This window comes from Kitasatospora sp. Ki12 (assembly GCF_054601375.1).
The window spans coordinates 1-12,896 of the sequence record NZ_BAAIHT010000010.1 but is presented as its reverse complement, the minus strand read 5'-3'; the positions used below and the strand labels follow the sequence as shown (position 1 = coordinate 12,896).

Annotated in this window: 14 protein-coding genes and 1 pseudogene; all 15 read left to right on the top strand. The window is 71.4% G+C overall.

Annotation, left to right across the window (positions count from 1 at the left end):
- The first annotated feature begins 108 nt into the window (after positions 1 to 108).
- Positions 109 to 690, top strand: coding sequence for an ATP-binding cassette domain-containing protein (locus tag ACYP53_RS43965; protein WP_459651551.1), 582 nt, complete (start codon positions 109 to 111; stop codon positions 688 to 690).
- Positions 687 to 1,931 (top strand): methyltransferase, FxLD system, encoded by a 1,245-nt coding sequence (gene fxlM / locus ACYP53_RS43960; protein ID WP_459649307.1) that lies wholly within the window; start codon positions 687 to 689, stop codon positions 1,929 to 1,931. The genes ACYP53_RS43965 and fxlM overlap by 4 nt, the downstream gene beginning before the upstream one ends.
- Positions 1,928 to 2,299, top strand: coding sequence for a glutamate ligase domain-containing protein (locus tag ACYP53_RS43955; RefSeq protein WP_459649308.1), 372 nt, complete (start codon positions 1,928 to 1,930; stop codon positions 2,297 to 2,299). Before fxlM ends, ACYP53_RS43955 begins: the two co-directional genes overlap by 4 nt.
- Positions 2,296 to 2,598 (top strand): NUDIX hydrolase, encoded by a 303-nt coding sequence (locus ACYP53_RS43950; RefSeq protein ID WP_459649309.1) that lies wholly within the window; start codon positions 2,296 to 2,298, stop codon positions 2,596 to 2,598. The genes ACYP53_RS43955 and ACYP53_RS43950 overlap by 4 nt, the downstream gene beginning before the upstream one ends.
- A 218-nt stretch (positions 2,599 to 2,816) precedes the next feature.
- Positions 2,817 to 4,043, top strand: coding sequence for an IS110 family RNA-guided transposase (locus ACYP53_RS43945; RefSeq protein ID WP_459649310.1), 1,227 nt, complete (start codon positions 2,817 to 2,819; stop codon positions 4,041 to 4,043).
- A gap of 11 nt (positions 4,044 to 4,054) precedes the next feature.
- Positions 4,055 to 5,125 carry an NUDIX hydrolase gene (locus ACYP53_RS43940; protein ID WP_459649311.1) on the top strand — a complete coding sequence of 357 codons (1,071 nt, stop codon included), beginning with the start codon at positions 4,055 to 4,057 and terminating at the stop codon, positions 5,123 to 5,125.
- A gap of 2 nt (positions 5,126 to 5,127) precedes the next feature.
- Positions 5,128 to 5,466, top strand: a complete 339-nt coding sequence (locus ACYP53_RS43935; RefSeq protein WP_449789087.1) for an HIT domain-containing protein — start codon at positions 5,128 to 5,130, stop codon at positions 5,464 to 5,466.
- Positions 5,467 to 5,501: 35 nt separating this feature from the next.
- Positions 5,502 to 6,014, top strand: coding sequence for an NUDIX domain-containing protein (locus ACYP53_RS43930; protein ID WP_449789009.1), 513 nt, complete (start codon positions 5,502 to 5,504; stop codon positions 6,012 to 6,014).
- 41 nt (positions 6,015 to 6,055) lie between these two features.
- On the top strand, positions 6,056 to 7,030 hold the full coding sequence (locus tag ACYP53_RS43925) for an endonuclease/exonuclease/phosphatase family protein (protein ID WP_449789010.1): 975 nt from the start codon (positions 6,056 to 6,058) through the stop codon (positions 7,028 to 7,030).
- A gap of 444 nt (positions 7,031 to 7,474) precedes the next feature.
- Positions 7,475 to 7,603, top strand: a complete 129-nt coding sequence (locus tag ACYP53_RS43920; protein WP_459649312.1) for a hypothetical protein — start codon at positions 7,475 to 7,477, stop codon at positions 7,601 to 7,603.
- Positions 7,604 to 7,874: 271 nt separating this feature from the next.
- Positions 7,875 to 8,102: a hypothetical protein gene (locus tag ACYP53_RS43915; RefSeq protein ID WP_459651550.1), complete on the top strand. Its 228-nt coding sequence runs from the start codon at positions 7,875 to 7,877 to the stop codon at positions 8,100 to 8,102.
- Positions 8,099 to 9,328 carry a DUF5753 domain-containing protein gene (locus ACYP53_RS43910; protein ID WP_459651549.1) on the top strand — a complete coding sequence of 410 codons (1,230 nt, stop codon included), beginning with the start codon at positions 8,099 to 8,101 and terminating at the stop codon, positions 9,326 to 9,328. The genes ACYP53_RS43915 and ACYP53_RS43910 overlap by 4 nt, the downstream gene beginning before the upstream one ends.
- 111 nt (positions 9,329 to 9,439) lie before the next feature.
- The gene (locus ACYP53_RS43905) at positions 9,440 to 11,191 is read left to right on the top strand and encodes a peptidoglycan-binding protein (protein WP_459649877.1); all 1,752 of its coding nucleotides are present in this window, start codon (positions 9,440 to 9,442) and stop codon (positions 11,189 to 11,191) included.
- Between the two features lie 19 nt (positions 11,192 to 11,210).
- On the top strand, positions 11,211 to 11,654 hold the full coding sequence (locus ACYP53_RS43900) for a hypothetical protein (RefSeq protein WP_459649878.1): 444 nt from the start codon (positions 11,211 to 11,213) through the stop codon (positions 11,652 to 11,654).
- A gap of 184 nt (positions 11,655 to 11,838) precedes the next feature.
- Positions 11,839 to 12,896: pseudogene (locus tag ACYP53_RS43895) on the top strand (phage tail protein); the annotation flags it as partial.

Genomic DNA, 12,896 nt, shown 5'->3' with positions numbered 1-12,896 from the left:
CGCCGCGAAGTCCACCCTGATGCGGCTGCTGTGCGGCCTGACGCTGCCCGCAGACGGCGCGGTGACGTGGGACGGGCGCGACACCCGCGACATGGACCCGGACCTGCTGTGGGGCACACCGCTTTCGTCCAGCAGGACTTCTCCCACTGGCCGCTCACCGCCCGGCAGAACATCACGCTCGGCCAGCCCACCAGCCGGGGCGACGCCGCCGTGATGGAGGCCGCCGCCGCCACCGGCGCCGACGAGGTGATCGCCGAACTCGACCGGGGACTCGACACCCTCGTGTCGCGGGACTTCTGGGGAGGCACCGACCTGTCCGAAGGCCAGTGGCAACGCATGGTCACCGCCGCCGCGTTCCACCGGCAGTCCGACCTGCTCATCCTGGACGAGCCGACCAGCGCCATGGAGCCCAGGGCCGAACACCGGATCTTCAACGGCCTGACCGGCATCGCCAAGGACCGCGCCACCGTGCTGGTCACCCACAACCTGGAGAACACCCGGGTCGCGCACCGCATCGTCGTCCTGGACCACGGCCGCGTCATCCAGGAAGGCACCTTCGACGAACTCGCCTCCACACCCGGGATGTTCGCCGACCTCCGGGCGCTGCAGCACGACCGCAGCGGCGTGCCCGCGCAGAGGCCGCCACTGACCGAGACCCCTGAGACGACCAGCGAGGAGCAGACCGCGTGAGCGACCAGCAGACCACCTCCCGGCCCAGCACCGCCGAGGAGCTTCGCCACCAGCTCGCCGATCGGCTGCTCGCCGACAGGAAGATCCGCACCAGCGCGGTGGAGACGACGATGCGCACCGTGCCGCGCGAGCTGTTCGTCCCCGGCGTCCCCCTCACCACCGCCTACGCCGACGACATCGTGTCCATCAAGACCGACGAGGCCGGGACCTCGATCAGCGCGGCGTCCCAACCGCGGATCGTGGCCATGATGCTGGAGCAGCTCCAGGTCGAGCCCGGCCACCGGGTGCTGGAGCTGGGGGCGGGCACCGGTTACAACGCGGCCCTGCTGGCGCACCTGACCGGACCGGCCGGACGGGTCGTCACCATCGACGTCGATGACGACCTGGTCCGGGGTGCCCGCGCCAACCTCGCCCGGGCGGGCATCGGATCTGTGGACGTCGTCCTCGGCGACGGCAGGCTCGGCCACCCCAGCGAGGCGCCGTTCGACCGGATCACCGCCACCGTGGGCGCCTTCGAAGTCCCTCGGGCCTGGCTGGACCAGCTCCACCCCGCCGGCCGTCTCCTCGTCCCGGTGCGCCTGGCCGGGGCGGTGTCGCGGACCGTCCCCTTCGTCAGCGACGGCCACGGCGGCTGGGTCGGCGACGGCAGCGAGATGGCGGGCTTCATGCCGCTGCGCGACCCCGGCACCACCCCGGCCGCCTCCAGCACCATCGACCTGACCGGCACCGGCGCGGCCACCCTCCAGTCCAACCGGGACAACCTCCACGCCACCGACCCGGCCGCCCTGACCGGGGTCTTGAACACCCGGCACACCACCGTGCCCACCGGGGTTTTCGTCGGCCGACAGGAGTCGTTCGAGCAGCTGTACCTGTGGCTCGCCTGCCGCCTTCCCAACCCGCCGATGTGGTTGCGGTCCTCCAAGGACGCGGTCCCGGGCCTGCCCGCCCAGACGATGGCCACCACCGCAGGCGGCTCACTCGCCCACCTCGGCTACCACCTCACCGAGGACGGCGGCGACCGGTTCGAACTCGACTTCCACGGCTACGGCCCCGGCGGCGCCGCCCTCGCCGCCCAGCTCGCCGCCGAAGCCGCACTGTGGGACCACCGCTTCCGCAACCACCCCGCCGTCATCGCTATCCCGGCCTCGCCGCCGGCGGCCGACCCGGACCGGGGCCGCTTCGTCCTGGCCCGCCCCACCACCCCGATGACCGTCACCTGGACCACCGAGGACCCCCGTTGAACGAGCAGCGCAGGACGATCGCCGTGCTCGGCGAGATGGCCGAACTCGGACAGGACGCCGTCGAAGGGCACCGCGCTGTCGGACGGGAGGCCGGAGAACTCGGCGTGGACCTGGTCCTCGCTGTCGGCGGCGCTCTGGCTAAGCAGCTGGCGCTCGCCGCCGGTGCGGCGGGCGTGGAGACCGTCGCGATCGTGCGCGACAACGCCACCGCCGCCGCCTGGCTCCAGAACGAGGTACGCCCCGGCGACGTCGTCCTCGTGAAGGGCTCCCGCGCCGGGATGCTCTGGCAGGTCGCCGAGGCCCTGGCCGGGCAGCCGGTCACCGCCTGGGGCGACTGGAACCGTGCGAAGGAGGAGACCACCGCATGATCTCGTACAAGCTGCTCGCCGAACAGGCCCTGGCCGAAGGCGTCCAGAAGCTCGCGGCCGGAACCGTGGTGCGCGACCAGCAGGGCCATGTGCTGATGCTGCGCCGCAAGCAGGACGACGTGCTGCCCGGCCTGTGGGACTACCCGGCCGGCGGGCTGAACGACGGCGAGGACCCCCGGGACGGTGGGATCCGGGAGCTGGTGGAGGAGACCGGCATCCACTGCCCCGACATCGAGTACGTGCGGGCCCTGGACTTCGTCAACACCCGGGGCCGCCTAATGGGACTTGCTGAGTCGTAGAGACTCGGTGCCGTAGCCGCCAGCAGGTGAGCACTCGTGTCGCCGGAACCATTGCGAGTTCTGGGGTCAGACCGTGCCCCTGCTGGTCGGCCGGAAGGCCATGACCGCTGATGGGGTGGCGTGCCCGCCGGACAAGGCGTGAGCACTGGATCCATTAGGCCGCGTGCCGTGTCTTCCGCTGGCTGCACGACCGGCAAGTACACGACGGGGAGGACGAGTTGCTACTGATCGGCGACGACTGGGCCGAGGACCGCCACGACATCGAGGTCCAGGACCCGACCGGCCGGAAGCTGGCCGCCGCCCGGCTGCCCGAGGGCGTGGAGGGCATCGCCAAACTGCACGAGCTCGTGGCCAGGCACGCCGGCGAGGACCCCGACCCCGCCGACGTGATCGTCGGGATCGAGACGGACCGCGGCACCTGGGTGCAGGCCCTGATCGCCGCCGGCTACCAGGTCTACGCGATCAACCCCCGGCAGGTCGCCCGCTTCAAGGAGCGATACGGCACCTCCGGTGCCAAGAGCGACAAGGGCGACGCCCACGCGCTCGCCGACATGGTCCGCATCGACCGCGACCAGCTGCGGCCCATCGCCGGCGATAGTGACCAGGCCCAGGCCGTCAAGGTCGTCACCCGCGCCCACCAGACCCTGATCTGGGAACGCACCCGCACCTTCCAGCGGCTCCGCAGCACGTTGCGCGAGTACTTCCCCGGGGCGCTGACCGCATACGCGTCCCTGGAGCTGACCAGCGCCGACGCGCTGGAACTGCTGATCAAGGCACCCACGCCGCAGACGGCGGCGAAGCTGACCCGCACCCAGATCGCCGCCGTCCTGGCCCGGGCCCGGCGCCGCGACCGGGACCAGAAGGCCGGCGCGATCCAGGCCACACTGCGCGAGACATACCTGGAGCTGCCCGAGCCGCTCACGGCCGCCTACGCGGCCGCCACCACCGCCCACGCCCGCCTCCTGCTCGCCCTCAACGAGCAGATAGCCGCGATGGAAGAGCAGGTGAGGGCACATTTTCTCGCGCACCCGGACGCTGACATCTACCTGTCGATGCCTGGCATCGGCGAGATCACCGGCGCCCGGGTGCTCGCCGAGTTCGGGGACGACCCCACCCGCTACAGCTCAGCCAAGGCCCGCAAGAACTACGCCGGGACCAGCCCAGTCACTCGGGCCTCCGGCAAGAGCCACAGCGTCCAGGCCCGCTACGTGCGCAACAACCGGCTCGCCGACGCCCTCCAACGCCAGGCGTTCTCCGCCCTGCGCGCCTCACCGGGCGCCCGCCGCTACTACGACAAGCAACGAGCCCGCGAAGCCGGCTACAACCCCGCCCTCCGCCAGCTCGGCAACCGGCTCGTCGGCATCCTCCACGGATGCCTCAAGAGCCGCACCCACTACGACGAAGCGACCGCCTGGTCCCACCACGCAGACCTCCATGCCGCTTGACCTCAAACGTCATGGGGTGTCTGACCCGCCAGTTCGTCTTCACCTGCACCGTCCCGGACGAGACCACGGTGACCCTCTCCGAGCACGACTCCTTCGACTGGTTCCGCCCAGACGAGCTGCCGCCGACCAGCGACGGCTACCGCGAGGTGATCACCTGGCTCACCCACCGCCTCGCCGCCGGATGGAAGCCCGCCAGCCAGTACCTCGCCACGATCGACCGGCCGATGACGTACGCCTGCGTTCTCGTGCGCGACGAGCAGGGCCGGGTGCTGGGCATGCGCAACGCCGTGGACACCGACCGATGGGACTGGCCCGGCGGGAATTCCGAGCCCGGCGAGTCCCCGTTCGAGACCGCGCTGCGCGAGGCCCGCGAAGAGATCGGTCTCGACCTGCTCACCGAGAACCCGGACCCGGTCGGCCGACAGCGGCTGATCGCCGTCATCCACCAGCAGGCCGACCACGTCCGCCCCGTGCCGTCGATCGGATGGGTCTTCGACGGTGGCACGCTCACCGAGGAGCAGAAGGCCCGCATCGTCCTCGACCCGGCCGAACACTGCGAGTTCCGCTTTGAGACCGAGTACAACTGGCGCCACTACCTGACGCCCGAGGAGTACCGGCAAGACCTCCAGGTGCTGCGCGCCGCCCGCTCCGGCCGGGTGCTCTACATCGAACGGCCTACCCCGGAGCACCAGGACTTCGAGGGCATCGTGGTGTTCGTCACCACCCCGGACGGCGAGCTGCTGGTGCACCACCGGGACGAGAAGGAGGGCATCGCCTGGCCGGGATTCCGAACCCCGATCGGCGGGTGGCGAGAGCACGACGAGACACCGTCCGAGACCGCGACCCGGGAAGTGTTCGAGGAAGCCGGGATCACCATCACCGACGTCCGGGAGCTGCCCGGCCCCCGCCACGAGCGCGTCTCGGCGATGACCCGTGTCCTGCACGCGGTGTACACCGGCCCGAAGGACGCGATCCGGCTCGGCGACGAAGGCGTGGGCATCGCCTGGGTGCCCTTCGCCGAGGTCGCCGCGCTCAAGACCCCGCCGTACGTCGCCCACTACCTCGCCCTGATCGGAGCGTGAGCATGTCCGACTTCTACTGCGAGCAGGTGCTGACCGGCCTCACGAAGGTGGATACCGTCCAGGAGACGGACTCGGTCCTGGCCTTCCACCACACCAGGCCCAGCTACCCAGTACACATCGTGGTGATCCCGAAGCAGCACACCCCCTCCATCGAGGACCTGGGCGACGGCGGCGAGGAACTGCTGCTGGAGGTGATGCGGGTCGTCCGGCAGGTCGCCGCCCAGGTCAAGGCCGAGCACGGCGCCGCGTGCGTCGTGACGAACCTCGGCGACTACCAGGAGTCCAAGCACCTCCACGTGCACGTCCTCTACCGCGGCGACAAGCCCGAGGGCCTGGCCTGAACCCGGCTGCGCCAACGAACAGGAGACCGCCCACGATGCCGCAGTGGATTCCCCCCGCCGAATACCTGAAGACGATGCCGCAGGCGCTCCACGGCTGCGCCGTGTTCCTCACCGACCAGAGCAACCGGGTCCTGCTGCTCCACGAAGCCCCGGACGAGCAGCGGGACGCCTTCGGCGCCGAGCCACGCTGGCTGTTCCCCGGAGGACGCCTCGACCACGGCGAGAACCCGCGCCGTGCCGCGGCACGCGAAACCCTGGAGGAGACCGGCCTCGACCTCACCGGCATCCTGCGCCCCCTGGCGACGGACTTCCGCGACCCAACCGAGCACCGGCCGGCCATGACGGACTACCACTTCGACGGAGGCTGGCTCACCGCCGCCCAGGCCGAAGCGATCCGGCTGTCCGACGAGCACGACAGCTACGCCTTCCGCAGCCTCACCGACTGGCAGCCGATCCTGCTGCCCAACCGCTACGACCTGCTGTCTTCACTCACCCAGGCCCGCGCGGAAAGCCGCCAGCTCGTCCTGCACAACGGGCGTCCGATGTAGCACCCGTGACACCACAGCCAGTCCTACCAGAGGAGCCGACCTTGGTCCGCATCACCAATTTCAACGCCTACAAGCTCAAACTCACCGCTCGCAACACCGCTGATTGGAGAGCCCGCGTCACTGCCATTCGGGAGGTGGCGCCCGACATCCTGACCCTCCAAGAGGTCCTCGTCGACGAGGACCTGCAGGAAGGCGAGACGGAGCTTGACCGCGCGCAGCGGTGGCGGGCCGAGGCCGGCGAGATCATCGGATCTCTCGCGGCCGACTGCGGCCTGACCGCCACGACGATACGTGCGGACGGAACGCCTGGTGGCATCGCCATGGCGAACAACCAGCACCGGGGCTGGTACACGGCCATCCTCTGGAACCCTGACACCGTGCGCGCGGTCCCCGGTGGGTTCCGCCCGTTCGGCGCACCGGACTTCTGGCACAGCTGCACGACCCTGCAACTCGATGTCGGCGCGGCGGAGCCCCTCCTTGTCGGGAGCTACCACGGTGACCCGTTCCGGCCCGACGGCCGCGCGAACGAGGCTCTACGGCTCAAGGGGATCTTCCGCCGCACCGGCGGGGCGAAGCCGGGCATCCTGGCGGGCGACTTCAACTCCATCTCCGCCGCCACCACGTCCGACCACGTGTACTACGACGCCGAGCCCTACACCGACCAGGACCACGACGACCTTGAGTACCAGTGCATCGCCGAGACCGTCGGCGGGGAGAACCTGGCCGACCGCCGGCAGACCGCAGCGTTGCTGCGGCGCGGGTTCATGGTCGACGCCGCCGCCCAGCTGGCGGCACGGTGGCAGCCGACCGTCGGCTACTGGGCCGACGGGCAAGGCGATCCGGACCCGTGGGGCGAGCGACGGATCGACCTGATCCTGGCGACCCGGCCCGTGGCCCCCGCCCTGGTCCACTACCGTGCCCATGTCAGCCCGGCCAGCGAGGCTGCGGCCGACCACCGCCCCGTCTACGCCGACCTGGACGTCAGCGCTATCCCGGCGCGGCAGGAGACGCGGTGAGGAAGTTCATGACCACCAGCCGCTGGTGGGGACGCCAGGATGGCCCGGCTGAGGACTGGGTGCGACCACACGTCCTGTGGCTACCCCAGGACCAGCCGCAGGTCCTCGAGTACTTCGCCCGGCTGCGCGAAATCACCGAGCAGTACCCGGACGTGATCGCACCGATCGCCGACGACGACCTGCACATGACGATCCAGAAGATCCACCCGCTGACCGCCGCCGGCGCGCGGGTCGACGAGGCGATGCTCGCGAGCGCCGCCACCGCCGCCCAGAAGGAACTCGCCTACTTGGAGCCGTTCACCATCGAGATCGGCCCGGCCCGCGCCTCCGGCTCAGCCGGCATCGTGGACATCTGGCCGGAGCACGGCCCGGACCTGTTGTACCGGCGTGTGCGGGCCGGGCTCACCGCCGCGGGCGGGCGGCCGACCTATTCGGCGAGTTCCGATGCCCGACTGCACCATCAAGGACACCGACACCCCCGAACTCGCCGCCCGCTCGGACCGCCTCGCCTCCGACATCGGCCGCCGGATCCGGCCGGGAATCCGCACCAACGCCACCGTCTCCAGCGTGTGACTGGTGTGGGAACGCCAGCATCCCACTCCGGTCCCCCGCTACACCTTCGAGCGCGTCCACCAGCTGCACCTCGGCCAGTCCTGACCAGCAGCGGCGAGGCCGCGCCGCCCCACGCGGAACGGCCGCCGCACCAACGTGACGGAGAAGCGATCGTGGAGAAGTTCGTTCCGAAATTCCAGGGCGCGCCGTGGCCCGACGGCGCCCGCGTCCTGCACGTCTACGCCGTTCCGAACCTGCAGGCCGACCTGCCCCTGGCCCGGCTGGTCAGCGAGTGCCGCGGCGCAATGAGCCCTACCCGATCACCCCGGTCGGCGACGGCACGCTGCACTGCACCATCGAGATGGTCGCCGACACCACCGCCGACAAGATCACCCCGGAGGAGCGCGACGACCTCGTCGCCGCCCTGCGCACGCACCTGGCCTTCACCGGCCCGCTGGAGGTCACGGCCGGTCTCCGATCGCCAACCGGGTCGGGGCGTTCCTGGACCTTCGCCCGATGAGCGGCTGGTCGACCTGCGCGAGCGGGTACGCGACGCGATCCGCGAGGTCCGCGGGCCCGGCGCGCTGCTCCACGACGGCGGCCGGCACCACATCTCGCTCGGCTATGCCTGGGCCGAGGCGTCCTCCGACGCGCTGCAGACGGCCCTGCGGGGGATCTCGCCCAGCCACGTCCCGTCCGCTTCAGCGCGCTCCAGCTGCTCGACGTGAGTTCGGCAGTTCCCGCGGCCGGGTGGCGATCTGGCCTGGGAGCTGTCCTGGGAGCCGGTCGCGCCATCCCCCTCGCTGGCGGCTCCGACGGACGCTCAGCCGTCGCGGCAAGCTCGCTGACATCCGCGCTCGCCGTTCGCCCGGCACGCACGCGCGGGCGGGACGACCCGTCCACCGGGCCTCACGTGTCCCCAGGAGGAAACGCATGTCCGACCCACCATCCCCACCCCGGACCTCACGCGCCGGCCCGGCCGCCGTCGACTGGCCGGGTCTTCTCCGGCAGGGAACCGGGCCGATCCAGGCCGAGTTCCGCCGGCTCGTCGAGCGGACCACGCACTACCACGGCTACAGCCCCGATCTCGTCTGGGGAAACCTGCAGACCCGCGCCTACGCCGAGGAGGTCCTGCGGCTGGTCGTCGACCTGCACGGCATCCCGCGGGACATCGAGGCCGGCGCCGCCGAGCGCGTCGCCCGTGCCCAGTACTTCGGCGTCGGCGGGCGCAGCTTCCACGTCCTGCTCGGTGAGCAGGCGCTGCTCACCGGCATCGGTGGCCCCGAGGTCATGCGCGCCCAGCTCGAACACCTTCTGGAGGCCCTGACGTTGCCCGGCCTCACCCTCGGCATCATCCCCGCCCGCGCCCGGCTGACGGTCTATCCCGGCGACGGATTCGGGATCTTCGACGGCGCCCGCGTCGAGGTCGAGGGCTACCGAGGAGGCGAGACGATCACCGGCGACCGTGTCCGGGTCTTCCACCGCGCCTTCGACCGCTCCACGAGTCCGCCGTGTACGGCGACGACGCCCGGGCCTCATCACCAGGGCCCTGCACACCTCCTGACCTCCGACCCCCGCCTCCACAGTCGCCGGACACATGTTGGCCCCTGGATGCCGGACAGGCCCCCGCACACCCCTCGCCACGGCGTGTCGTCCGGTGGATGTGCCAGTGGCACAGGCCTGTGGAAAAGGCCGCCCCAGGAGGCTCGCAGAACCTACAGAACACCTTCAAATCAAAGAAGTTGACGTTCAGTCAATTCTCATGTGGAGTGAGCATGACGCTCTGGCCGGCGTCGGGGCCCCGGGGATGGGGCCGGTCGGCCGTGGCTGCCATCGGCGCAAAGGGGGAGCATCCTGATGGCATACGCGAAGGGTTATGACGTCTCCGACTTCCAGTCGGGTATTCCGGGGGACGCGGAGTTCGTCTTCATCAAGGCCACCGAAGGCGGCCACACCGGCCAGTCGGGGTACGCCGACAAGCTCTCGGACGCCCGGGGGCGCGGGCTGGTGGTCGGGCACTACCACTTCCTGCACGCGGAGAACCCGGTCGAGGGTGAGGTGGAGCACTTCTGCCGGGTCGTGGGGCAGGTGCCCGCGGGCGAGCTGCTGGTGCTGGACTTCGAGCCGTACGGGCAGTCGGTCGGCGACGGCGACGCGACCGAGGCGAAGAACCGGTGGCTGGCGGCGGTGAAGCAGCGTTACCCGGACCGCCTGGTCGGGCTCTACACCAACCGGGACTACTGGTTCCGGACGGACGACAACGCCGGTGACTTCCTGTGGATAGCGGACTACGTGTCCGCGGGTTCGCCGCGCATCCAGGCGTCCTGGCGCTTCCACCAGTACAGCGACGACCCGCTCGACGCGGACGTGTTCAACGGCTCGCTGGACGAGTTGCGGGCGTGGGCCGGCGCCGTCGGGGCACCGGCCCCCGAGCCCCCCGCACCGACCCCGGACCCGCAGCCGCAGCCGCCGTCGACCGGCTGGCCGGGGCTGCAGCTGGTGGACCGGGACCAGTGGGGCGCGCGGCCCTGGCGCGAGCCCAACGGTTCGATCCCGTACGCCGGTCCGCGCGCCGGGGTGAAGGTGCACTACCTCGGCACGGAGTACACCTTCGACGCCCACGACACCTGCCCGGCCTACGTCCGGCGCCTCCAGGCCTCGCACATGGACGACGACGGCTGGTCGGACATCGGCTACAGCTTCGTGGTCTGCGAGCACGGCCACGTGTTCGAGGGCCGCGGGCTGAACCGGCGCAACAGTGCCAACGGCGACGTCCCGCTCAACGAGGCGCACTACGCGGTGTGCGGGCTGGTCGGCTCGTCCGGTTCGACCGTGCCCACCCCGGAACAGCTCAACGGGCTGCGGGACGCGATCGAGTACTGCGAGCAGCAGGGCCCGGCGGGCCCGGAGATCAAGGGGCACCAGGACGGCTACTCGACCGACTGCCCCGGCCCGGCGCTGTACGCCTGGGTGACGTCGGGTGCGCCGCGCCCCGACGGCACGGTGGTCACCCCGCCCCAGCAGCCCGCGCCCCAGCCGGACCCGGCCCCGGACCAGACCCCGGCCCGGTACCGGAAGGACGTCGGCGGACTGCCGTACGGCTACGGCGCGCACGGTCCGCAGGTCACCGTCGTCGGCGAGGCGCTGGTGGCGGCGGGCTTCGGCTCGCACTACGACCAGGGCCCGGGACCGGACTGGACCGACGCCGACACCCTCAACTACGCCGACTACCAGCGCAGTCTGGGCTACTCCGGCGGGGACGCGGACGGCGTGCCCGGCGAGTCCTCGCTGCGCCGGCTGCTCGGCGGGGCGATCCCGCTGGCCGAGGTGTCGAAGTCGCGGGTGGTCGCGGCGGCCCGGCAGGACCCGGACGCGCCCCAGGGCGCCACCACCCACGCCGACGACGTGTACACGGTGGAGCGGGCCCTCGTCGCCGAGGGGCTGCTCGACCGGAAGTGGGCCGACGGCTCCTTCGGCACCCAGACCATCGACGCCTACTCCGCGCTGCAGCGCCGGTACGGGTACAGCGGGCAGCAGGCGGACGGCATACCCGGCATCAACTCGCTGACCCGACTCGGCCAGGCGCACGGCTTCACCGTCGCCGGCTGACGTCGGCCGAGGAGGACAGATGTACCAACTCGCCCTGTCCCTGTGGCGCACGTGCGTGCCCTACATCGTCGCGTTCCTCGTGCTGCAGGCCGCGCGGCTCGGCATCAACGTGGACAACGCCTCCGTCACCTCCGCCCTGGTCACCGGCTTCGGCACGGTCTACTACGCCGTGTTCCGGTTCCTGGAGCACCGGTTCGGCGCGAGCTGGGGCTGGTTCCTGGGGGCCGCCCGGCCGCCGTCCTACCAGCCGCCGACCCCCGCGCCCACGCCCGCGCCCGCCGCACCCACGCCCGCGCCGTCCGCACCCGCACCCGCACCCACGCCCGCACCGGCTCCGGCGCCGACGCCTGAGCCCGCACCCGCACCCGCACCCGCGGCGACGCCGCCGGCCCCCGCGCCGGCCCCCGCGCCGGACCCCACGCCGGCCCGGCCCGACTACCGGAACCTGCCCGAAGGCGGCTGACGGGGCATCGCACAGGGGTTGCGGAATACCCAATTCCGCAACCCCGAAAAAGCCCAGTAATACAATTAGCCTTTCCCGTTCAGGCCTTGACGAATTGTCACCTGAATCCGAGACTGAGCCTGCCATCAATGCATCCGGATCCCATTTACCGGTCTCTTGATGCACGAAGTGAACGGAGGGGGAATTGCCGACGACACCGACCTACCCGGGCGTCTACATCGAAGAGCTTCCCAGCGGCGTCCGTACCATCACCGCGGTGAGCACCTCGGTGACCGCCTTCGTCGGGGCCACCCGGCGCGGTCCGCTCAACCAACCGGTCACCATCACCAGTTTCGCGGACTTCGAACGCCGTTTCGGCGGACTCGCGAGCGAGAGCCCGGTCAGCTACGCCGTTCAGCAGTTCTTCCTCAACGGGGGCTCGATCGGGATCGTGGTCCGGGTCGCGGCGGCCGGCACCGGCGCCGCCGCGGGCGTCACGCTCAACTCGACGCAGACCTCCACCGCCACCCCGGCCCTGCAGGTCACCGCCGTCGAGCCGGGGCTCTGGGGCGGGGGGCTGCGGGTCGCCGTGGACTACCGGACGCCGACCCCGGCCGAGACCTTCAACCTCCAGGTCTTCGACACCTCCGGCGCCGTCCGGGAGTCCTTCGCGGACCTGTCGGTCCAGGCCGCCAGCCCCCGGTTCGCCGAGACGGTGGTGAACAGCGGCTCGGGCGTCGTCCGGGTCAAGGTGCTGGCGGAGAGCCGGCCGGACCCGGTGGGCACCGTCTCCAAGCCCTTCGCGGCCACCCTGCCGGACCTCACCCACGAGATCCAGGTGAAGATCGCCGGCGTCTCGCGGACCGTCAAGATCTACGACTCCGCCGCGGACGGCACCGCGCCGACCACCGTCCCCGAGCTCGCCCTGCTGCTGGAGCGCAAGCTGCGGGCCCTGCCCGACGCCCCGGGCAAGCGGGCCTTCGCGGGCACCCGGGTGAGCGTGTTCGGGCGGCAGCTCCAGGTCGTCGCCGGCTCCACCGACCCGGCCGACGTGGTGCGCTTCCTCGGTGAGGCCGCCAACAACCTCGGGCTGGAGGGCTCGGTCAACCCGCCGGTCCTCGCCCTCGCCGGCGGCCAGGACGGCGGAGCCCCCGGCATGACGGACCTGATCGGCAGCGAGGCCGGCAAGACCGGCATCCAGGCCCTGCGCGACGTGCCGGACGTCAACCTGCTGGTGCTGCCGGAACTGGCCGGCTACGCCAG

Excerpts from the sequence above, each read along its gene's own strand:
- ACYP53_RS43950 (WP_459649309.1), top strand. The coding sequence starts at position 2,296 with ATGATCTCGTACAAGCTGCTCGCCGAACAGGCCCTGGCCGAAGGCGTC.
- ACYP53_RS43940 (WP_459649311.1), top strand. The coding sequence starts at position 4,055 with ATGGGGTGTCTGACCCGCCAGTTCGTCTTCACCTGCACCGTCCCGGAC.
- ACYP53_RS43935 (WP_449789087.1), top strand. The coding sequence starts at position 5,128 with ATGTCCGACTTCTACTGCGAGCAGGTGCTGACCGGCCTCACGAAGGTG.
- ACYP53_RS43930 (WP_449789009.1), top strand. The coding sequence starts at position 5,502 with ATGCCGCAGTGGATTCCCCCCGCCGAATACCTGAAGACGATGCCGCAG.
- ACYP53_RS43920 (WP_459649312.1), top strand. The coding sequence starts at position 7,475 with ATGCCCGACTGCACCATCAAGGACACCGACACCCCCGAACTCGCCGCC.
- ACYP53_RS43910 (WP_459651549.1), top strand. The coding sequence starts at position 8,099 with ATGAGCGGCTGGTCGACCTGCGCGAGCGGGTACGCGACGCGATCCGCG.
- ACYP53_RS43905 (WP_459649877.1), top strand. The coding sequence starts at position 9,440 with ATGGCATACGCGAAGGGTTATGACGTCTCCGACTTCCAGTCGGGTATT.
- ACYP53_RS43900 (WP_459649878.1), top strand. The coding sequence starts at position 11,211 with ATGTACCAACTCGCCCTGTCCCTGTGGCGCACGTGCGTGCCCTACATC.